This is a genomic window from Rhodococcus sp. Ni2 (assembly GCF_021352185.1).
Taxonomy (GTDB): Bacteria; Actinomycetota; Actinomycetes; order Mycobacteriales; family Mycobacteriaceae; genus Rhodococcus_F; species Rhodococcus_F qingshengii.
Genome location: NZ_WOXZ01000002.1, coordinates 1,204,164 through 1,224,785, shown reverse-complemented (window position 1 = coordinate 1,224,785; position 20,622 = coordinate 1,204,164). Strand labels below are relative to the sequence as shown.

Genomic DNA, 20,622 nt, shown 5'->3' with positions numbered 1-20,622 from the left:
GCCCGATTGTTCAGCCGCAGGCCTGATCAGCGCCGCGGCTGCACAATCAGCGCGCGGCTCCGCGGAGGCAAGCCCGCTCGAACCTTTCGCGGACACGTTCGAAGTCGCGAAGATCCGCCCATACCCACCGGAACACCTCGAACCCCGCGTCCCGGATCGCGTCCTCCCGCAGTTTCTCGCGCTCTACCGCCCTCCCCGGATTGTCGCCGCGATACTTGACCATCCCGTCGAACTCGCCCACCACACCGTGCTCTTTCCAGAAGAAATCGACTCTCCCGATGAACCGGCCACCGTGACGGATCTCGTGCTGCAGGGTCGGCATCGGCCAACCGTCGTCGCGCATGCGTACCCGGCTGATGGACTCCCCCGGACTCTCGGCACCTGGTTCGATGAACGTCGCCGCCACTCGAGCGCGACTCATTCCCAGCCGTCCGCGCGCATGATCGAGCGAAGCGTCGACGTTCTCACGCCTCATCCCACGTCGCGGGGCGCAATCACCGATCACCACGGCGGTCTCGAACAGCGTCGTCCGTGCGAGGTCGACGAACGTTCGCGCAAGCGACGTGGTTGCGACGCCGTCGATCAGCACGACCTCCTCGGCCGGGACCACTGCCGGATGAAGATGCAAGGTTTGACTCTTCCGCCCACCCGAGCACCGGTTACGCGTCATGTGCACGGTGTCCAATCGCAATCCGCCGCAATCCAATCCGTGCATGACCGCTGCCGAAGCGTGGCTCACGATTGCGCCTGGTCCACAGCTTTCGGTGGCTACCATGACAGCGCAGCGGTGGCGTGCTCTCGCATCGAGTTCGCGGAAGTGATCGGCGCGCATGTAGATCCCCGCTGCGATTCGGTGCAGCTCGCCGCGCCTGACCGCTCGCTGCAACTGCGCGTCGCTGGTGCCGTCCCGGTGAGCCTGTGCCCGCGTAAGAATCTCCATGCAGCGAGCGTGATGCCGCCGCGCCCGCACACCGACAAGCAAGATCCGTCTGGGGATTGTTTGCCGGTTGTGGAGCACCGACCTCGCGCACTGTGCAAGTAACCGCAAGTTCCACGCAAGGTCCATGCAAGATCGGTCTGCCAAGCTTCATCCCATGAACCACACAGCTTCGCCTCTTGCCATCGAGGCCGACGGACTCGTCAAGAAGTTCGGCGAGCACCGCGCGGTCGACGGCGTCAGCCTCACCGTCCCCACCGGCTCGGTGTTCGGCGTCCTCGGGCCGAACGGCGCCGGCAAGACCACCACCGTCCGCATGCTCGCCACTCTCCTGCGCCCCGACGGCGGTGAGGCGCGCATCTTCGGCCACGACGTCAGCCGTGAACCGACCGCGGTCCGATCCCTGATCGGCGTCACCGGTCAGTACGCCTCCGTCGACGAGGATCTGACGGCGACCGAGAACCTCGTGATCTTCTCGCGGCTGCTCGGCCTGAGCCGCCGCGATGCGCGCACCAAGTCCCTGGAACTCCTCGAGGAGTTCGATCTGGTCGAGGCCGCGACCAAACCGCTGAAGAACTTCTCCGGTGGCATGCGTCGACGCCTGGATCTGGCGGCAAGCCTGATCGCGCGCCCGCCGCTGCTGTTTCTCGACGAGCCCACCACCGGCCTCGATCCGCGCACCCGCGCCCAGATGTGGGTGACCATCCGGCGACTCGTCGCCGAGGGTTCGACGGTGTTGCTCACCACGCAGTACCTCGACGAAGCCGATCAACTGGCCGATCGCATCGCGGTGATCGACCGCGGCCGCGTGATCGCCAACGGCACCGCCGACGAACTCAAGGCTTCGGTCGGGATCTCCTCGCTCCAACTCAAGCTGGTCGATCGTGATCGCACCGAGGAGGCTCGCTCGCTCATCGCCGCTGCGCTGAGCGTCGAGGTGGGTGTCACTCCCGAGGTCGGGCGGATCACCGCCCCGCTGAGCGACCCGTCGATCACGGCGGACCTGTTGATCCGTCTGCGTGAGCAAGGTATCGCCGTCGACGAAATCAACGTACAGAAACCCAGCCTGGACGAAGTGTTCCTGACCATCACCGGGCACCAGCCCGAAGACGGTGGTCGCAACGACGCCCAGTCCGACAACGACTCCGATCGGAGCGTCGCATGACAACCACTCTCACCAAACCCCGGTCGCCGATAGCCCAGCCGGATGCCGCACCCCGCCGCATCAGCCTGCAGCAGAGCTTCGCGAACACGTTCACGATGGCGTACCGCGGAATTCTCAAGATCAAGCACAACCCCGAGCAACTGTTCGACGTCGTCATCCAGCCGATCATCTTCACGTTGATGTTCACCTACATCTTCGGCGGCGCGATCGCCGGTGACGTGACGGCATATCTGCCGACGATCATCCCCGGCATCCTCGTCCAAACCGTCATCACCGGTTCCATCGTCACGGGCACGCAGCTTCGTGAGGACATGGACAAGGGCGTGTTCGACCGCTTCAAGTCCCTTCCCATCGCTCGTATCGCCCCGCTGTCCGGTGCATTGCTCGCCGACGTCGTGCGCTACGGCATCGCCACGACCATCACGTTCATCGTCGGTTTCGCGATGGGTTACCGCCCCGCAGGCGGCGTGGTCGGCATTCTGTCTGCCGCGATCCTGGTCATGGTGTGCGCCTTCTCCATCAGCTGGATCTTCGCTCTCATGGGCGTGCTGATGAACAAAGCGTCCACGGTGCAGGGTGTTTCGATGCTCGTGCTGTTCCCGCTGACGTTCCTGTCGAATGCGTTCGTCGATCCTGCCACCATGCCGAGTTGGCTTCAGAAGTTCGTGAACGTCAATCCGGTCTCACACCTGGTGACCGCGGTTCGCGAGCTGGCCAACGACGGCCACTTCGGTATCCACGTCGTGTGGTCGCTGGTGGGCGCCGCGGTGATCGTTGCCGTCATGGCACCTTTGACCGTGCGGATGTACATGCGCAAGACATAAGTCCCGCACCATCGTCCAGACCTAGTCCAGCATCGGTCCGCGAAGCGCAGCCAACACTGCTTCGCGGACCGCTCTGCGTGAGTAACCCGATACCTTCTCGGTTTCCACAGACCACCTGTCGGCTCCGACCAGACCAACCGCGAAGTCGGAGAGGCGCGCGTGATGGAGCGAGACGAAGTCTTGTCTCCCCGGCATTTTCAACGACAAAGCCATCAGTTCGACTCCGCGTTCGATGTTGCCCGTGACAAGATCGAACGACCCGATCGCCGACGCCAACGAACCCGCGAGCGGCAGGTCCGCGTAACCGTTGGGATCGAGCTTGAGAGCACTCGACTCCTTCATCTGCAGAACGCGGCCCGCCACCAGTTCGTGCCGGCCGTGAACTGCGTGAGCGCACACAGCCGCGGCACCGAGCAGAACGACGAAGGGATCACCGAAGATGTTCTCGATCGCAGAACCCAACAGCTCCAGCGCTTCTCGATACCGAGCCAAGCCCTCGTCGATACGGCCGTCCGCGAGATCCGCCTCGGCGATACTCGCTATGAGCGCCGCGCGCCGTTGATCGGTTTCGATGGCCCCGGCCCCACCCGAATGCGCCAATGCCGGACGTGCACGATCGAGAAGCACCCGACCACCAGCGGTGTCACCGGCCGCGATCATTGCTCCGGCTTGAAAGCAGATGAGCTGCATCGCCTCGTCACGCGCACCGAGGCGTTCCATCGACGCCGCCGCGATCGCGTAGAACTCGATGGCCTCGCCATAGCGGGCGGATTGGCTGTGAACCGACCCGACATGTTGGGCCGCCATCGCCAGACCCCACTCGTCACCGATGCTGGTGGCGTAGTCGAACAGAGTCTCCCCGTCCAGCAACGCACCGCGCAGATCTCCGATGTTCTCCCGCATGTTCGAACGCGCGGACAGCGCCGCCATTCGGGTCTCGGGATCGGAACTGCGAACGCCTTCGGCCACCAACCGCGCAAGTTTGTGGTTGGCGATCCCACTCGTGGTCAGCTTGATCAGAAATGCGAACAACGGACCGAGATCATCGCGCTCACGCAACAGCTTTCGAAGTCGGATCCGCGCACGGGCATGGTTTCGATCGGCCTCTCCGAAGAAGAGATGCATCGCCACCAGGATGAACGTAGCGCCCACCAGTTCTGCATTCACGTCGCGCAGATCGTTGTCCGCGGTCGCCCCGACGATCTTCGACGCCCAGTTCGAGATTTCCGAGTTCGATCCTCGTACGGCCCACAGAATCGCAAGGACGGGGAAGACGTTGGCTACGGTCACCGCGTCGCCGCGTTCCACGGCCCAGCGAAGTACAGCCAGAAGGTTGTCGTGCTCGGCGTCGAGGTCGGCAATCAGACGGAGCTGATCCGTCCGTGCACGCACGACGGCATCCTCGGCGATCGCAATCGCCCAGTCGTCGAGGCGCCGAATCACTTCCGGTCCCTCTCCGGACGCGGCGAGTTGCTCCTCGCCGTATTCACGGACAGTCTCGAGCATGTAGTACCGAAGATCTCCCTGCCCGTCGCTGACGGAAAGAAGTGACTGATTCACCAGCGCTTCGACGGCACTTGCCACATCGGTCAACTCGCCCCACCCGGCAACGGCCTGCGCCGAAGAAAGGGTGAAGCCGGCCGGGAATCGGCACAATCGACGCAACGCGATCTGATCCCCGCTGCCCAACAGATTCCAGCTCCAGTCGATCACCGCGTGCAGGGTGCGATGCCGATCCGGAGACGTCGGATCATCGGAGCGCAACAACGCGAACCTGTCTCGCAGTCTCGAACCGATTTCGTCGACGCTCATGGTGCGGACCCGCGCGGCAGCGAGCTCGATCGCCAGCGGGAGTCCGTCGAGCGTCGTACACAGCTTGACTACCGCGTCGACATCCAGATGAACAGACGGCCGCACCGCACGGGCTCTCGCCGAGAAGAGTTCGACTGCCGAGCCGCTTCCGTCGTCGATCGCCAACGGCGGCAACGGGTACACCGCCTCGGCACTGATCATGAGCGGAGAACGACTGGTGGTCAGAACCGTCAGCTGACGACCGGCCGCGATCATCTCGGCCACGATCTCCGAACACGCGCCGATCACGTGCTCACAATTGTCGAGGATGAGCAACATCGGACCGGCAGACAGCGCCTCTTTGAGTCGCTCTCTCGCCGAATGCGTTCGGCCGACGGTCAATTTGCCTGGCGCCAGATCGGATTCGCTGATTCCGAGGGTGCCTCCGATGGCCGCGATGACATCTTCGCTGCTGCGCAACGACGCCAACTCCACGAGGACCACCGAGACGCCCGGCTGGTTCACGGATCCGCGCAGGCCCAATTCGTGTGCAAGACGGGTCTTTCCGGCGCCACCAGGCCCGAGAATGGTGACGACGCGGGAGCGGGCGAGCAAGGATTCGATCTGGTCGATGTCGTTGTCGCGACCGAGCAAGGTGTTGGGGGCAGCGCGCAGACCGATCGCACGGGCGGCCCGCGGTGTAGCCGCAGGTGCCCCGAGAAGTTCCGCGTTGAGAGTCACCAGTGCGGGTGACGGATCAGCGCCCAGGCGATTGGCGAGGTGGTTGCGGAACTCCGCGAACACTTCGAGTGCCTCGTTGACTCGGCCTGCTCCGGCGAGCGCACGCATCAACGCCTCGGCCGCTGTGTCGTCGAATGGGCTCGCCAGATGGCGTCCGCGCACCAGGGGAATGGCTGCCGCGTACTCCCCCAATGTGAGCAACGCGTCGATCTGCGCCGTCTCCAGTTCGTCGTACACCCGGCCTGCGTCGAGCGCCAGACGATCTGCAACGTCGCCGACGACGTCACTCCCGGGGGTACCGCGCCACAGGCGCAATGACGCGGTCGTGACGGCGAGCGCTTCGGACGCGTCGGCGCCGACGGTGCGCAGACCACGGGCGGCGTCCGCAGCCCTGGCCAGGTCGACACGCTCCCGAGCGAGAGTGAGCCGGTATCCGGCCGCCGTGACTTCGAGGGCCCCGTCCGGGAGTGCAGATCGCAGGCGCGAGACCTGAGTGTGGAGGGCGTTCATCGGTGAGCGCGGCGGCTCCAGCCCCCAGACGTCGTCGATCAGGCTCTGCGCGGTACGTGGCTCACCCGGATTGCGAGCCAGCGCAACCAGAAGAGTTCGAGCTCGCGGACCCGGCAACGGAACCAGACGATCGCCCACTTTGGTCGAAACGGGTCCGAGCAAGGCAATGTCTGCCAGGTCTTCGCCCGACTGCGCGTACCTGGCGCGCTCACTCACGTCTCGAGTCATGTGCTGATCCACCGCGTTCGATCGTATTGCACAGTGCAAAGATCGTTGTATGGCAACAGCTGCTCAATGGATCGAAGGCGCGAGGCCGCGCACACTCCCGAACGCGATTGCGCCCGTGCTGGTCGGCACCGGAGCCGCGGCGTCCCTGGACCTCGCAGTGTGGTGGAAGGCGCTCCTGGCACTGATCGTCTCCTTGGCCTTGATCGTCGGGGTGAATTTCGCGAACGACTACTCCGACGGAATCCGCGGAACGGACGACGACCGCGTCGGGCCACTGCGCTTGGTCGGATCGAAGTTGGTCAGTCCCGGAGCCGTGAAGGCCGCGGCGATCAGCTGCTTCACCGTTGCCGCGGTAGCCGGGTTCGTTCTGGCAGCGACCACAGCCTGGTGGCTGGTTGCGGTCGGCGTGTTCTGCATCATCGGTGCCTGGTTCTACACCGGCGGCAAGAAGCCGTACGGATACAGCGGGTTCGGCGAGATCGCCGTGTTCATCTTCTTCGGACTGATTGCAGTTCTGGGAACTCAGTTCGTACAGGCCGAACGGGTGGATCTGGCCGGGCTGGCCGGCGCGATCGCCATCGGTTCGTTCTCGAGTGCGGTGCTCGTTGCCAACAATCTTCGAGACATCCCGACCGACACCGAGTCCGGAAAGATCACTCTCGCAGTCCGGCTCGGCGACGCCAAGACCCGCACACTGCACGTGATCCTGCTGGCCGTCCCGTTCGTCGCGACCCTGCTGCTGATCCTGCGCACTCCGTGGGCATTGCTCGGATTGCTGGCGTTGCCACTGGCAATCCGAGCCAACGCCCCACTGCGTTCGGGCGGGCAGGGTATGGCCCTGATCCCCGCGTTGCGCGACACCGGACTCGCCATGCTCGTCTGGGGTGCCGCGACCGCAGTTGCGCTCAGTCTCGCCTGAAAGTCGACGGACTCAACGGTTGTCCGGGACGAACGCGCTGAGCAGAAAGTTCACGATCGAGATGATCAGCGCACCCCAGACTGCCGTCCAGAAGCCGTCGACCGTCAAGCCGTAGGACGTTCCGGACGAGATCCACGCCGTCAGCATCAGCATGAGGGCGTTGATCACGAGCGTGAACAATCCGAGAGTCAGGATGAGCAGCGGTAGCGAGAGAAGCTGCACTACCGGCTTGATGAACGCGTTGACCACCGTGAAGATCAAAGCGATCACCGCGATCACGAGAACCGTGCCCCAGGTGCCGTTGTCGTGGTTGGCGATCGTGATGCCGGTGACCCACGCCGACGCCAGCCAGATGGCTATGCCGTTGATGATGAGACGTGCCAGAAATGTCATGTCTGAATGCTGGCACATCCCGCCCCGTGCATGCCGAGCCGTGCCGAATCTAGGCGGCGCGATTCATCTTCGCTTCCAAGCGCTCACGGATCACCGACATCGTGACCTGCGTTTCGAGGGCCTGACGGGTAGGCCCGTCGGCGACACGCAGGATGCCGAGCAGGATGTGTTCGGCGCCGATGCGATTGTCCTTGTGCGCGAGCGCTTCACGGAGCGAGAGTTCCAACACCTTCTTGGAGTCCTTCTCGAATCGTGAACGAGGGAACCCGAATCGGCTCTTGCGAGAAGTGTCGACGCCGTCCGGCACAGGAGCCTCGTCCAGCACACCTTCGCCGAAGGACTGCTCGAGACTCTCCCGAACCGCATCGAGATCGATGCCGATCGACTTGAGTATCTCGGCGTCGTCGTCGAAATTGTTGGAGCTACCTTCGTTCGATACGGCGCCGGCGTGGCGGATCACGTCGAGCGTGACACCAGACTCGGTGAGCACCTCGGTGGCGATGCCCCGATCAGAGGTGATCAGCGCGGTCAGAAGTTCCATCGGCGTGACAGGACCGGAGCCGGCGACAGCATCGACAACGACGCCTCGAGCCTGTGCGGAGAACCTTTCGAACATGGCAATTACCTGCCCTTCTCGCGCAGTGAACGCAGCATCGATTCCGACTGCGCGGACGCGTATTTCTTGTGGACGGCTTGACGGCTGACCTCGAGAGCTTCCGCGATCGCCTGCCAGGACCATCCGTGACGGCGCGCATTGGCGACCTGAATGGCCTCGAGTTTTTCGAGAAGACGACGCAGCGCTCGAACAGCACGCAATCCCTCGGTGGGATCCGGGCTACCGGCGGCAGCAGCGAGAGAGGTTGCTTCGGTCATGATGTCAATTTAGGTTGACAACCGGAATCTGTCAACCAAAATTGACAGGCGCGCCTAGTATCCGGCGACGGCCCCGTTCACTGCCACCTGCAAATCCGCCTGCACAGTTCGGGCGATATCCATCGGCTTGTCCGGAAGTTCGGTCACCGGCATTCCGACAAAGACACTCGCAGCCTTGACGTCGCCGGCCACCGGACCGTAGTTGATGCCGATCGACACCAGAGCCGGTGAGCATCCCAATTTCTCGGCGCGCGCGATGATGTGGCCGATTCCACTGTTGACGTGCTGCAACCGCGTCGGATCTTCGGTGTTGCACGTCCCTTCCGGGAAAATCGCCAGACAATCCCCGTTGCCCAGACGCTCGGCCGCGACGTCCATCATCACTCGGCCGGCATCCGAAACAGCCCGGAGGCCGTAGTTCTTGCTGCGAAAAACCGGGATGCTGCCCATCATGTCGACCTTCTTGCGCTGTGAAGGATCAACGAAGAGTTCGTCTTTGGCGAGGACCCGGGTCCGTCCGATCACTCGACGCAACGGAGTACGCCACGCGGTCGCGGCGAGCGTGAACTGGTCGCTCTCGGTCAGATGATTGACCGCCACGACCAACTGCGTCTTACGTTCCAGCAGAGTCTTCAGCGCAGCTTCCGCACCCGGCGCGTACCTCACTCGCGGGCGGTACTTCAGCGCCAATGCGGCATAAGCGAGCTTCGCCACGAATCGGTTCTGCTGATGACTGCGGTAGTACTCGTACACAGCCTCGTAATTGTCGAGTGAAACTTCAGGATTGCCCATGGTCCGCCCTCGCTGGAGAAGTGCCCCTTGACCAAACGATACACAACCTACGGTTGCGTAGGTTTGCGTTACAGAAGGCGTAGCGCTGGGAGAAACTCCACTCTTGAGGTAAAACGGTTTCTGTGATCCGCTCGGCCATATCCACCGACCTACCCGCACTGCAACAGATCGAGATCGCCGCGGGCGAACCGTTCCGAGACATCGGGATGGACGCCATCGCAGACGATCCACCGCCGACGCTCGACGAGTTGAACGATTTTCTCGCAGCCGAGCACATCTGGGTTCAGACCGACGCAAACGACGTACCCGTTGCGTACGCGCTCGTCGAGATCGTGGACGGCGGTGCGCATATCGAACAGGTCTCCGTTCACCCCGATCATGCCCGCAAAGGCCTCGGAGCTCAGCTGATCGACGCCGTCACCGAATGGGCGGCGGACCATCACCACGATCTCGTGACTCTGACGACGTTCGTCGACGTTCCGTGGAACGCGCCGTACTACGAGCGACTCGGGTTCGTGCGTCTGGCCGAGAACACGCTCTCTCCCGGCCTGATACGCATCAGAACGGACGAGCAGTCGTCCGGGCTGGACGCCTGGCCGCGGGTGACGATGAGCCGCCCGTCACACGGTCCGGCGCCGGCGATTCAGGAACTGGCCGTCCACGCACCCGAACGGACGAACTCGTCCAGCACTGCCGTCGGACCGAGCAGGTCGATCCCTTCCGACGCCACCCATTCGTCGTTGTAGTACGTCCCCGAGTAACGCTCTCCGCCGTCGCACAGGAGGGTGACGACGCTGCCGCTGCGCCCGGCCGCCATCATTTCGGCAATCAACGCAAAAGCTCCCCACAGGTTCGTCCCCGTCGAGCCGCCCACTTTGCGCCCCAGGGCCGCGCTGGCGTGCCGTGCGGCCGCGATCGAGCCTGCGTCCGGCACCTTGATCATTCGGTCGACCACCTGACCGACAAACGACGGTTCGACGCGCGGACGGCCGATGCCCTCGATCCGGGAACCTCGAGTACCGACGATCGACGGATCGCTCGCTCGCCACGCGTCGAAAAACACGGAGTGCTCCGGGTCCACCACGCACAGCCCCGTGTCGAATTTCCGGTAACGAAGAAAGCGGCCGATCGTGGCACCGGTTCCGCCCGTCCCGGCTCCGACGACCACCCAGTCGGGAATCGGATGTTCCTCGTGTTCGAGCTGAGTGAAGATCGATTCGGCGATGTTGTTGTTTCCGCGCCAATCCGTCGCGCGCTCGGCGTGGGTGAACTGGTCCATGTAGTGACCGTTCAACTCACTCGCGAGCCGATGCGATTCCGAGTAGATCGACGACGGATCGCTCACGAAATGACAACGTCCCCCCTGCGCCTCGATCAACGCGATCTTGGCGGGACTCGTGCTCGCGGGCATCACCGCGACAAAATCCAGGCCCAGCAACTTCGCGAAATACGCCTCGCTGACAGCCGTCGATCCGGACGACGCTTCGATGACAGTGGTCTCTTCGGTAACCCAGCCGTTGCAGATCGCGTAGAGGAAAAGCGACCGTGCGAGTCGATGCTTGAGACTCCCCGTGATGTGGGTCGACTCGTCCTTCAGATAAAGCTGGACGGTCCAGTTACTCGGCAGCGGATAGCGCAGCAGGTGAGTGTCCGCGCTGCGTTGCGCGTCGGCTTCGATCAACCGCACCGCGTTGTCGACCCACTGGCGTGAGGTCCGACGGTCGACGTCGAGCGACCCCGTGGTCACCGCCCGTCTCCGCGCAGCTTGGAGCGAAGATCGTCACGATCGGACCGACGCTGGGCGTCGACCGCCGCAATGCCCGCATTGACGCGCTTGCGCAGTTTCGCGAAGAGCAGCAACGACAGCGGCAGCGCGATCAGAACTGCGAACAGCGCCGCGACGATCAAGGGAACGTCCGTGCCGGCGAGCTTTCCGCCACCGATGATGACGGCACCGATCACGACGACAAGCAGCAGCCGAGCGACCGAGTACAGCACCACGTCGCGGGCTAGTTGACCCTTGGTCACCGGCCCGGAAGCCGACTTTGCTTGCCCAGAGTTTGCGGAAGGTTTACTGGCCTTGACCGGCTCAGAAGGAACATTTTCGGGGTTTTCAGACAACTGACTCACCCTCTCAGGTTACCCATTCCGAATACAGGTGGGACCGAGCCCGCTATATCCATTTTGTCCTTTACTTAAACATTACTTTTTCTTGAAAGATCGACTACCCGGCTATATCTGTGCAAACATTGCGCTACCACTCAGAAAACGGTCGAATGTGAGCGAAGGACTTCGAAACAAACTCGACGCAGGTTTTTGGCAACTGGTCGACACACCGGTTCGGAACCAAAGTTCGGAATCACTGCTCGGTTCGGAATCACTGTTCGTCAAACGTTCGACATCAACATGGAGGACCTCACAATGAGCGCACCAACCTTCAATACCGCCGCAGACGCACTCATGACGCCCGGACAGGTAGCGGCATTGTTTCATGTCGATCCCAAGACCGTGACCCGCTGGGCACACGCAGGACGACTGGGCTCGCTTCGCACGCCAGGAGGACATCGTCGATTCCGTGAGACCGAGGTCATGCAGCTTCTGCGCTCGCTGACCACCGAAGCAGACAACAACTGAGCAACTTCAGCTCACTTCGAAGCACTTTGCAGTACCCGACAGATCTTGCAGTACCCGACAGATCTTGCAGTACCCGACAGATACAGCACTAGCGCACTGAGCCGAAACGCTTGTCCGCACCACTTCTGGTGAAGCGGGGCGGAGACTGAGTAGGCTCGACTTCAGTTCCCTGAGGAGGTGCGCCGTGTTGTATCTGTTGGCGTTGGTGGGTTTGGTGACATTGATCGTTCTGATGTGGAAGGCATTCGGGCCCGATCCGTCGACGCGCACCCCGGTGAGCGGTGTACGCGGGCCGGATGACGATCCCGAATTCCTGTGGAATGTGAACCAGCAAACACGACGCAAGCGCACGGAAGGTCCGGACGTACCGCCGACTGACGCGTCGACGTAGCGTCCGGGCTCACCCGGCTATCCGATTACCGCCCCGTCAACGCGAACGGGGAGGCCGGAAAGTCCTGCGCAACCACCGCAGCCAACTCCAGCACCGCTTCCCGAGTACCTGGACGCAGCCGGTCCAGATCGATTTCGGCGCCCTCTTCCAAATGCGGATCGAACGGAATCAGTTTCACCGCTCGACAGCGCTGCTCGAAGTGCTCGACGACCCGCGGCAGATCAACCTTGCCCGAGCGAGGCCGTACCGCGTTGATGACAGCTACGGACGTGGCGACCAGCCTGCTGTAACCGTGAGCGTCGAGCCAGTCAAGTGTTGCGGAGGCGCTACGTGCACCGTCGACGGAACCGGAACTGACGACGATCAACGAATCTGCACCTTCGAGAATGGCCTGCATCGCCGAGTGCATCAATCCGGTGCCGCAATCGGTCAGAACTATGCTGTAGAACTTCTCGAGCATGTCGACCGTGCGCGTGTAGTCCCCACCGCTGAAGGCCTCTGAAACTGCTGGATCGCTGTCGGAGGCAAGCACTTCGAGCCGGTGTCGATTTTGCGATGTGTAGCCACGGACGTCGCTGTACTTCTCGATGCTGTTCTCGTCGCGCAGCAGGTTTCGCACTGTTGCCGGAGTTTCGAGCGGGATCTTCTGGCTCAGCGTTCCCCGGTCGGGGTTTGCATCGACAGCGACGACGCGATCGCCGCGGATCGAGCCGAACATCGACCCCAGTGTCGCTGTGGTCGTGGTTTTTCCGACGCCGCCTTTGAGACTGAGCACCGCAACCTTGTAGCAGCCCTGCAGCGGCTGGTTGATCTGGCGCGTCAACTCGACGAGGTGCTGCTCCTTTGCACCGTTTCCGAGGTTCACCGATCGGCCGGACAACGTGTACAGCGCCTTGCGCCAGCCGCCCACCGGGGCAGGCCGGACAGGCCGCTTGACGAGGAGCGCAGCCGAGAGATCTTGCGCAGTCATCGGGAGAGCGGACTCGAAGCGACTGTCCGGAGCCGAGGTGAGTCCGGTCTGCGGCATCGGAGCGCGAGTAGGTGGCGCCGTCGGCGGGGCCATCGGCACGGCCTGACCATTCTGGAGGGCGTGGCCGTTCTGCACCGGCGCAGCGCCGGGATGACCGAACTGCCGAATCGCGGGATTGGGCGGATGGACGCCGGGCGAAAAAGGTACCTGCGGTTGCGGGAGCGGTCTCGCGGATGAATGCGCCGTCGGGCCGGGCTGCGAATTCTGGACAGGCTGCAGGTTCTGAACAGGCTGCGAGTTCCGAACAGGCTGCGAATTCTGAACAGGCTGCGGAACGCCAGTTCGTGAATCCGGAAGCGACCCTCCACGATTCGTAGGTTCGTAGGTCTGCATCGGCATCGCCGGCGAGGTCGAGAACTGGCCGTTGATCGGGCCTGGCTGCGCTGCCGGATACTGGATGACCGGAGTCTTGGGACCTGGTACCGGAGCCGCTGGGGTCGTCGTCGGCGGCGGAGCGGCGGGTGCACCGGGCGCCTGGCCGGCGACTTGCTGGAGCGGCCCGGAGTCGACCGGGGCCACGAAGAGACTACGAACGTCGCTGGGAACCGAGTCCGATGACGTCTCGGGCGCGGATGCGCGCGGCTCGCGCCGCGTCGGCTCGGCAGGGCGCACCGGCTCCCACAATCCTGCTCCGGCGTCTTCAATCTTGTCGGCCATCTCGCCGCTCCCCCTCGTCGATCCCACAGCTACCAGACAGCTAGTAATTCGCCAAGCTGCATCGTAACTGTTGCCCGCCCCTGACGTACCTACCGGTAATACCTACAGACCGGTCGGCAGCCACCCACGGTACCTCGAGAGGATCAGGTGAGTCCCGCGTAGGAGTGCAAGCCGGAGACGACCATGTTGATGATGAAGAGATTGAACAGCATCGCAACAAAACCGGCGATGTTGATCCAGGCGGCCTTCGTCTCCCGCCACCCGGACGTTGCCCTCGCATGCAGGTAGGCCGCGTAGATCACCCAGGCGATGAAGGACATCGTCTCCTTCGGATCCCAACCCCAGAAGCGTCCCCACGCAGCTTCCGCCCAGATGGCACCGAGGATGACGCCGGCGCCGAACAGCGGAAACGCGATGATCGTGCTCTTGTACGCCAAGCGGTCGAGAGTCTGGGCATCGGGCAGTCGCTCTGCGATCCGGCCACCGATACTCGTGCCTTCGTCACCGGGCGGGAACTTCAGTCGCAGCAGGAACAGAAGGCTCGCGATACCGCCGATCATGAAGATTCCGGAACCGACGCTGACGATCGTCACGTGAATCGGAAGCCAGTACGAGCGCAGCGCCGGAACCACGGGAGCCGCGTCGGCGTAAAGGACCGTGCCGGCGAGGAACATCAAGATCAGAACCGGCACCAGCAAGAAGACCCACATCGGACGGTACGCCGGCTTGATCAACAGGACGTGCCCGACCAGCAACGACGCCGCACACGCCATCGCCACGAATTCGTACATGTTGCCGAGCGGGAATCGTTCCGTCGCAAATCCGCGGAGCACGATCGACGCGATGATCAGCACCGTTCCGACGACCAGGACAGCTCGGCCCATTCCGCCGAATCGTTCCGAGAGCGACTTGCTCGGAGTCTCCGCGACCCTGCCAGGCACGGATGCGTCGACACCGCCGGCGGAGACCAGTTCCTTGTCCTGAACCGCCTTTGCTCTGGCCGACGCGTACTGCACGATGAGCAGCACAAACGCCAGCACGAGCACGGTGAAGGCGGACTTGAAGGCCCAGTCGCTGTACTGCGCGAGTGTCTCGTTCGTTGTCATCGGGCGTTCTCCTGCGCGTGCGGTTGGTTCACCGCGGTGGTCGGATTGCTTTTCAGCAAGCGGTCGGCGAGGCGGTCGAACTCGTCGCCCCAGCCTGCGTGGTCGGTGCGGGCAAGCCCACCAAGTTCTACTACAGTACGTCGTTCGTCATCTGGATAGATACGTGCCCAGACGCGGCGACGCTTGATCACGAGCGAGACGAGTAGGCCCGCCATCATGGTCAACGCCGAAACCAACACCCACACCTGAGCGGGATCGTGGGAGACCTGCAGGTTCACGAAGTCGACGGCACCATCGAATCGCACCTGGGTTCCGTCGGCAAGCGTCGCGCTCTCCCCCGGAAACAGATTGACTCGATCCTGCTTGACCAGTCGGCCCTGATTGATCAGTTCGGTGTTGAGTTCGAACAGCGATTGCGGGTTACCGGTATCGAGTCCGGTGTCGCCCTTGTAGATGTCGATGGCGACTGCCGGATCGTTCATCGCCGGGTAGCTCGACGACAGCAGGTTGCCGTGGAACAGCGCGGTGGGCGCGAACAATCCTTCGATGGCAATCTGATTCTTCCGACGCTCGTTCGCATCGGGATACATGCCGCCCGGCGGGTCGAAGCGCATCGCGCCACTGCTCAGGAACGTCGTGGCGTCGTCCGGACGCCACTGGAGCGTCTCGGTGCGGGTCTCACCGTTCGGGAACGTGACGGTGAATGTCGGCGCGTATCCGTGTCCCTGCAGGTACACACGATCGCCGGCGATCCGCAGTGGGTGGTTCACCTGGATGGTCGTGTCCCGCCAGGTATCGGACTCGAGGTCGTCGCCTGCCTGGTACGAGATGTCCGAGGTGAACATCTCGGCCTGACCGGTCTCGAGGTAGTCGGCCTGGAAATTCTTCACACGTACACACAGCGGGGTCATGCCGGTGCCGTCGAGGCTCAGACCGGCGACGAAGGAGTCGAACACTGCCGGCGAGGTGGTGCAGAACCCGGGGCCGTCGTTGGCGATGACGATGCGATTGCCCTCGTAGCCGAACAACTTGCCCGCGGCGATCGCGATCAACAATCCGACCAGCGAGAGGTGGAACACGAGGTTGCCGAACTCGCGGAGGTATCCCTTCTCCGCCGAGATGGTGATCTCGCCTTCGCGTCGTGATTTCGAATCGCCGCGACGCGTTTCGACGCGCCACCCGCGCAGTTCTTTCGACACCCGGGCAGCAAGTTCGTCGGGAGTCTCGCCGTCCACGACGCTCTTGGTGTGGTGCGGCAGGCGAGCAAGATTGCGCGGCGCATTCACCGGACGGGTGCGCAGCGCCTTCGCGTGCTCCACGCAACGCGGCAGGATGCAGCCGACCAGCGAGATGAAGAGCAGTGCGTAGATCGCGGTGAACCAGAAACTGCTGAACACGTCGAACAATTCGAGGCGGTCCATCCACGGACCGAGCGTCGGACGCGCGGCGATGTAGTCGGTGACCTTGCCCTCGTTGAGGGTTCGCTGTGGCAGCAGGGCGCCGGGGATCGCAGCGAGCGCGAGGAGGAACAGCAGTACCAGCGCGGTCCGCATCGAGGTGAGCCCGCGCCAGGTGTTGCGCCCGAGTGCAACGACTCGACCGATCACCGACTGCTTCGGCAGCACGGGTTTCGGGTGGTCGTTATTGTCGTCAGCTGTCATATCGGCAGCGTCACCTCCGAGATAAATGCGTCGCGAACCCAGCCGACGAACTGGTCCCACGCGCCGGTGACGAGGGCGATTCCCACTGCCACCAACATGATTCCGCCGAAAATTTGAATGGTGCGTGCATTACGACGCAACCAGCCGACGCCGGTCAGCGCGCGCGCCGATCCCAGCGCCAAGATGATGAACGGCAGGCCGAGTCCGATGCAGTACGCGACGATCAACGTGACACCACGCGCGGCGGTCATCCCGTCGGTTCCCGCCGCTACGGACATCACGCCTGCCAATGTCGGACCGAGGCACGGCGTCCAGCCCAGAGCGAACACTCCCCCGAGCAGCGGCGCACCCACCAGTGACGACACGCGACGCGGTTCGAAACGAACGTCCTTCTGCAGCGCCGGAATCAGCCCGATGAAGACGAGACCCATTGCGATGGTGACGACACCGCCCACTCGCATCAGGACCTCGCGGTTGACGAGCAGCGTGGAGATCACGCCGAATACCGACGCGGTCGCGAGGACGAACACAACGGTGAAGCCCGCGACGAACAGTCCGGCCGCACCAGCCACCCTCAGTCGACTGCTCCGGGTGATCGTCCGCGTCTTCGCCTCTTCGGCGGTGATCGCGGGAGCGTCGGCACCGACGACGCCGGCCAGGTAGGACAGGTAGCCGGGAACGAGCGGCACGACGCACGGTGAAGCGAACGACACCAGACCGGCGAGCACACAGGCGCCGAGGGCGAGCAGAAGCGGACCGGACGACGCCGCGTTCTGAAACGCTTCGCCCACACCGGCACTCAATGTGTCGCTGCCGGCCAGCAGCGTAGTGGTCGTGGTTGTCATCTTTACTGCGCGTCTTCCTGAGCTACTCGCTGGACGACGGGCAGCAAATCCTCGGCGAGAAGTTCTTGGAGGAACACCGCGGCGACGCGATGCTGGCGGTCCAGGACGATCGTCGTCGGAATGACCGACGTGGGGTAGCCGTCACCGAGGGCGATCAGCGAACGCATCGACGGGTCGTAGATCGACGGGTACGAGACCTTGTTGTCGACCACGAAGTCCTGCGCTTTGTTCTTGGTGTCGTCGCGGACGTTGATGCCGAGGAACTGCACGCCCGAATCCTTGGTCTGCTCGTAGACCTGTTCCAGGTCGTCGGCTTCGGCACGGCACGGTCCGCACCACTGACCCCAGACGTTGAGGACGACGACCTTGCCCTCGAAGTCGTCGACACCGACCTTCTGACCTTCGTTCATCAGATCGGGCCCGGAGAGCTTGCCGATGGTGCCTCGGTCGGACGGCGGATCGTAGAAGATCTTGGTTTGTCCGCCCGGTGAGACGAAGTCGAAAGTTCCGCCCTGTGCGACGGCGTCGTCGCCGGTCGCGCAGGACGAGAGAAGAAGCATCGCCGACGCAGCGGCTGCGAATGCTGCGGCGATGCGGCGCGAAATCATGCTCCTGTCACTCTCGGGTCGGAGGCGCCGGCAGGTTCGGAGTAGACGATGTCGACCAGGGTGTCGCCTTCGTAGACCAGTGAAGTCAACGAGGCCAGTCCACACTGACGGTGACGGGGATCGTGCCAGAGACGCTCGCCCTGCAGGAATCGACGCAGAGTCCAGACCGGAAGTTGATGGCTGACGACGACGGCTTCGTGTCCGACTGCCGCGACGCGTGCGGCATTGACGGCTGCGAGCATGCGATGGGCGATCTGCAGGTAGGGCTCGCCCCAGGACGGGGTGAACGGGTCACGCAGTTTCCACCAGTGACGCGGACGCGAGAGCGCACCGTCCCCGACGGCAACCTTGAGACCCTCGAACTCGTTGCCTGCCTCGATCAGGTTTTCGTCCGTGACGATGTCGAGCTTGTGTGCCTCGGCGATCGGAGTCGCGGTCTCTTGTGCCCGCTGCAGCGGCGACGCGACCACGTGGGTGATGTCGTGATCGGCGAGCACCGACGCGACCGCACGAGCCTGAGCTTCGCCCGCCACCGACAACCGGAAACCCGGGAGCCGTCCGTAGAGGATCCCGCGCGGGTTGTGTACTTCGCCGTGGCGCAGGACGTGGACGATGGTGCGGGTGGACGTGTGGTCGGGGTGATCGGCGTCGGTCACAGTCGAGGGTCCTCGCTGAAGATGATGGATGTCGGAAGCGTGCGGGTGTTCTGGAATGGGAACTGGTCAGGGCTTGACGGCAGCAGCTGCGGCCTTGGCTGCGTGAGGCATGGCGTCGGCGATGATCGAGAAGGCTCGATCGTCGAGGGCTGCGGAGACGAACCACGCTTCGAACGCGCTCGGCGGCGGGTACACGCCGCGGGAGAGCAGTGCGTGGAAGAAGGCGGGGAATCGCCAGGTCTGCGCGGCTTTGGCTTCGTCGTAGTTGGTCACCGTGTTCTCGGTGAAGAACACGCTCACCAAGGTGCCTGCGTACTGCACTCGGTGTTCGACGCCTTCGGCGGTGAGTGCTTGGGTCATGAGGTCGCCGAGGGCGGTCGCGTTCCGGCCGAGCTTGGCGTACACCTCGGCGTCGGCGGCGCGCAGGCTCGCGAGTCCGGCGGCGACGGCTACGGGGTTACCCGAGAGGGTGCCTGCCTGGTAGACGGGACCGTCCGGTGCGAGGTGGCCCATGATGTCGGCGCGGCCGCCGAATGCTGCGGCGGGCAGGCCGCCGCTCATGACCTTGCCGAAGGTGTAGAGGTCGCCTGCGACGTTGTCGATGCCGTACCAACCCGAGGCACTGACGCGGAATCCGGTCATCACCTCGTCCATGATCAGGAGTGCGCCGTGCTCACGGGTGAGACGACGCAGACCCTCGTTGAAACCGGGAAGCGGTGCGACGGCGCCCATGTTTCCGGCGGCAGCTTCGGTGATGACACACGCGATGGCCCCGGGATTGGCCTCGAACGCCGCGGCCACCGCGTCGAGGTCGTTGTAGCGCACGACGATGGTGTCTTCGGCTTGAGCGCCGGTCACGCCGGGAGAGGTCGGCAGCCCGAACGTCGCGGGGCCGGATCCGGCGTCGGCGAGAAGGGCGTCGACGTGGCCGTGGTAGCAACCGGAGAACTTGACGATCTTGGTCCGCCCGGTGAATCCGCGGGCGAGGCGGACTGCGCTCATCGTGGCTTCGGTTCCGGAGTTAACCAGGCGAACCTTTTCCACGGGCGCGACGCGGGCGACGATTTCCTCGGCAAGAGCGACTTCGCCTTCGGTCGGCGCACCGAAGGAGAGACCTCCGAGCGCGGCTTCGCGAACGGCTTCGACGACTGCCGGGTGAGCGTGCCCGAGGATCATCGGACCCCAGGACGACACCAGGTCGACGTAGTTGTTTCCGTCGACGTCGGTGAGGGTGTAGCCGGATGCTTCGCGAATGAATCGCGGTGTTCCGCCGACCGAACCGAACGCGCGGACGGGCGAGTTGACGCCACCCGGAATCACGTTGCCGGCACGTTCGAAGAGCCGAGCGGAGTTCGTTGCATGCACGTCGGGATCACCGGAAGACACAGTCACGGCTTCCAGTGTCCCAGTTCTGTCGAATCTGACAACGACAGGGTGTAGGACTTCGGTGCTCGAGGCGAGTTTTCCGGTCGAACCGGGCCCCGCGTGAGACGATTCCGGGCATGAAGCGACTGTTGACGACGCTGATGGTCTCGGCTGCGATTCTTCTCACATCGTGTGGTTGGGACGCTTCGAACGACGACAAGGCGACAGTTTCGTCGCCGCCGAGCGCCACCGACTCGGCTCGAACCACCGCGGCGACGAGCACCGACCCCGCGTTTCTCGGCGGGTGTTCGGCGGTGTCCGTCTACGTTCAGCAGCGTGTTCAGAGCGGCGACACGTCGACCCAGACGGCGGGCGCCGACTTCCTGAAGATCGTCGAGAACGACCCTTCGTACCAGGCTATGTCCGAGAGCGAGAAGGAACTCTTCCGCCAAGGAATCGAAGCGGGTGCCGCGGGCTCCTGCTGAATGTGAGGTTG

The 20,622-nt window shown here is 63.6% G+C and carries 22 protein-coding genes; 7 read left to right on the top strand and 15 right to left on the bottom strand.

Annotated elements, in window-relative coordinates:
- Window positions 1-46 precede the first annotated feature (46 nt).
- Window positions 47-940: a type IV toxin-antitoxin system AbiEi family antitoxin domain-containing protein gene (locus GN300_RS19340; RefSeq protein ID WP_063314762.1), complete on the bottom strand. Its 894-nt coding sequence runs from the start codon at window positions 938-940 to the stop codon at window positions 47-49.
- A gap of 154 nt (window positions 941-1,094) precedes the next feature.
- On the opposite strand from GN300_RS19340, the gene GN300_RS19335 reads away from it, so the two are divergent.
- Together GN300_RS19335 and GN300_RS19330 are read left to right on the top strand one after the other, a co-directional pair.
- Window positions 1,095-2,102 (top strand): daunorubicin resistance protein DrrA family ABC transporter ATP-binding protein, encoded by a 1,008-nt coding sequence (locus GN300_RS19335; RefSeq protein ID WP_003941960.1) that lies wholly within the window; start codon window positions 1,095-1,097, stop codon window positions 2,100-2,102.
- A complete protein-coding gene (locus tag GN300_RS19330) occupies window positions 2,099-2,926 on the top strand; it encodes an ABC transporter permease (protein ID WP_003941848.1) in 828 nt (275 codons plus the stop codon). The genes GN300_RS19335 and GN300_RS19330 overlap by 4 nt, the downstream gene beginning before the upstream one ends.
- Window positions 2,927-2,947: 21 nt before the next feature.
- On the opposite strand, the gene GN300_RS19325 is transcribed toward GN300_RS19330, so the two are convergent.
- Window positions 2,948-6,196 carry a BTAD domain-containing putative transcriptional regulator gene (locus tag GN300_RS19325; protein ID WP_063315121.1) on the bottom strand — a complete coding sequence of 1,083 codons (3,249 nt, stop codon included), beginning with the start codon at window positions 6,194-6,196 and terminating at the stop codon, window positions 2,948-2,950.
- 49 nt (window positions 6,197-6,245) lie between these two features.
- Here GN300_RS19325 and GN300_RS19320 point away from each other — a divergent pair, with 49 nt between their 5' ends.
- Window positions 6,246-7,115 (top strand): 1,4-dihydroxy-2-naphthoate polyprenyltransferase, encoded by an 870-nt coding sequence (locus GN300_RS19320; RefSeq protein WP_019744341.1) that lies wholly within the window; start codon window positions 6,246-6,248, stop codon window positions 7,113-7,115.
- A gap of 12 nt (window positions 7,116-7,127) precedes the next feature.
- Here GN300_RS19320 and GN300_RS19315 read toward each other — a convergent pair whose 3' ends face one another.
- From GN300_RS19315 to GN300_RS19300, 4 genes are read right to left on the bottom strand one after another with little or no spacing between them, the layout of a single operon-like run.
- A complete protein-coding gene (locus GN300_RS19315; protein ID WP_003941998.1) occupies window positions 7,128-7,508 on the bottom strand; it encodes a phage holin family protein in 381 nt (126 codons plus the stop codon).
- A gap of 49 nt (window positions 7,509-7,557) precedes the next feature.
- Window positions 7,558-8,124: a Clp protease N-terminal domain-containing protein gene (locus GN300_RS19310; protein WP_063314763.1), complete on the bottom strand. Its 567-nt coding sequence runs from the start codon at window positions 8,122-8,124 to the stop codon at window positions 7,558-7,560.
- 5 nt (window positions 8,125-8,129) lie between these two features.
- Complete coding sequence (locus GN300_RS19305; protein WP_003941869.1) at window positions 8,130-8,381, bottom strand: HTH domain-containing protein; 252 nt, start codon at window positions 8,379-8,381, stop codon at window positions 8,130-8,132.
- 54 nt (window positions 8,382-8,435) lie between these two features.
- Complete coding sequence (locus GN300_RS19300) at window positions 8,436-9,173, bottom strand: 1-acyl-sn-glycerol-3-phosphate acyltransferase (protein ID WP_054828445.1); 738 nt, start codon at window positions 9,171-9,173, stop codon at window positions 8,436-8,438.
- Window positions 9,174-9,295: 122 nt separating this feature from the next.
- Here GN300_RS19300 and GN300_RS19295 point away from each other — a divergent pair, with 122 nt between their 5' ends.
- Window positions 9,296-9,919, top strand: a complete 624-nt coding sequence (locus tag GN300_RS19295) for a GNAT family N-acetyltransferase (protein ID WP_063314764.1) — start codon at window positions 9,296-9,298, stop codon at window positions 9,917-9,919.
- On the opposite strand, the gene GN300_RS19290 is transcribed toward GN300_RS19295, so the two are convergent.
- Complete coding sequence (locus GN300_RS19290) at window positions 9,817-10,920, bottom strand: PLP-dependent cysteine synthase family protein (RefSeq protein ID WP_063314765.1); 1,104 nt, start codon at window positions 10,918-10,920, stop codon at window positions 9,817-9,819. The genes GN300_RS19295 and GN300_RS19290 overlap by 103 nt on opposite strands.
- Window positions 10,917-11,303 carry a DUF4229 domain-containing protein gene (locus tag GN300_RS19285; RefSeq protein WP_030535490.1) on the bottom strand — a complete coding sequence of 129 codons (387 nt, stop codon included), beginning with the start codon at window positions 11,301-11,303 and terminating at the stop codon, window positions 10,917-10,919. Before GN300_RS19285 ends, GN300_RS19290 begins: the two co-directional genes overlap by 4 nt.
- Before the next feature lie 291 nt (window positions 11,304-11,594).
- Here GN300_RS19285 and GN300_RS19280 point away from each other — a divergent pair, with 291 nt between their 5' ends.
- Both GN300_RS19280 and GN300_RS19275 read left to right on the top strand, forming a co-directional pair.
- Window positions 11,595-11,807: a BldC family transcriptional regulator gene (locus GN300_RS19280; RefSeq protein WP_003942029.1), complete on the top strand. Its 213-nt coding sequence runs from the start codon at window positions 11,595-11,597 to the stop codon at window positions 11,805-11,807.
- 184 nt (window positions 11,808-11,991) lie between these two features.
- The gene (locus tag GN300_RS19275; RefSeq protein ID WP_003941996.1) at window positions 11,992-12,198 is read left to right on the top strand and encodes a hypothetical protein; all 207 of its coding nucleotides are present in this window, start codon (window positions 11,992-11,994) and stop codon (window positions 12,196-12,198) included.
- A gap of 25 nt (window positions 12,199-12,223) precedes the next feature.
- Here the strand turns inward: GN300_RS19275 and GN300_RS19270 are convergent, their stop codons facing one another.
- The 7 genes from GN300_RS19270 to hemL form a co-directional block, all read right to left on the bottom strand.
- Complete coding sequence (locus tag GN300_RS19270) at window positions 12,224-13,885, bottom strand: MinD/ParA family protein (protein ID WP_156511687.1); 1,662 nt, start codon at window positions 13,883-13,885, stop codon at window positions 12,224-12,226.
- Between the two features lie 143 nt (window positions 13,886-14,028).
- A complete protein-coding gene (ccsB, locus tag GN300_RS19265) occupies window positions 14,029-14,991 on the bottom strand; it encodes a c-type cytochrome biogenesis protein CcsB (protein ID WP_003941951.1) in 963 nt (320 codons plus the stop codon).
- Window positions 14,988-16,652 carry a cytochrome c biogenesis protein ResB gene (locus GN300_RS19260; protein WP_063314766.1) on the bottom strand — a complete coding sequence of 555 codons (1,665 nt, stop codon included), beginning with the start codon at window positions 16,650-16,652 and terminating at the stop codon, window positions 14,988-14,990. Before GN300_RS19260 ends, ccsB begins: the two co-directional genes overlap by 4 nt.
- On the bottom strand, window positions 16,649-17,497 hold the full coding sequence (locus GN300_RS19255; protein ID WP_007735278.1) for a cytochrome c biogenesis CcdA family protein: 849 nt from the start codon (window positions 17,495-17,497) through the stop codon (window positions 16,649-16,651). Before GN300_RS19255 ends, GN300_RS19260 begins: the two co-directional genes overlap by 4 nt.
- 2 nt (window positions 17,498-17,499) lie before the next feature.
- The gene (locus tag GN300_RS19250) at window positions 17,500-18,105 is read right to left on the bottom strand and encodes a TlpA disulfide reductase family protein (RefSeq protein ID WP_003942071.1); all 606 of its coding nucleotides are present in this window, start codon (window positions 18,103-18,105) and stop codon (window positions 17,500-17,502) included.
- Complete coding sequence (locus tag GN300_RS19245) at window positions 18,102-18,761, bottom strand: histidine phosphatase family protein (RefSeq protein ID WP_003941868.1); 660 nt, start codon at window positions 18,759-18,761, stop codon at window positions 18,102-18,104. The genes GN300_RS19250 and GN300_RS19245 overlap by 4 nt, the downstream gene beginning before the upstream one ends.
- A 66-nt stretch (window positions 18,762-18,827) precedes the next feature.
- The gene (gene hemL, locus GN300_RS19240; RefSeq protein ID WP_063314767.1) at window positions 18,828-20,153 is read right to left on the bottom strand and encodes a glutamate-1-semialdehyde 2,1-aminomutase; all 1,326 of its coding nucleotides are present in this window, start codon (window positions 20,151-20,153) and stop codon (window positions 18,828-18,830) included.
- Between the two features lie 110 nt (window positions 20,154-20,263).
- On the opposite strand from hemL, the gene GN300_RS19235 reads away from it, so the two are divergent.
- A complete protein-coding gene (locus GN300_RS19235) occupies window positions 20,264-20,611 on the top strand; it encodes a hypothetical protein (protein ID WP_063314768.1) in 348 nt (115 codons plus the stop codon).
- Window positions 20,612-20,622 lie beyond the last annotated feature (11 nt).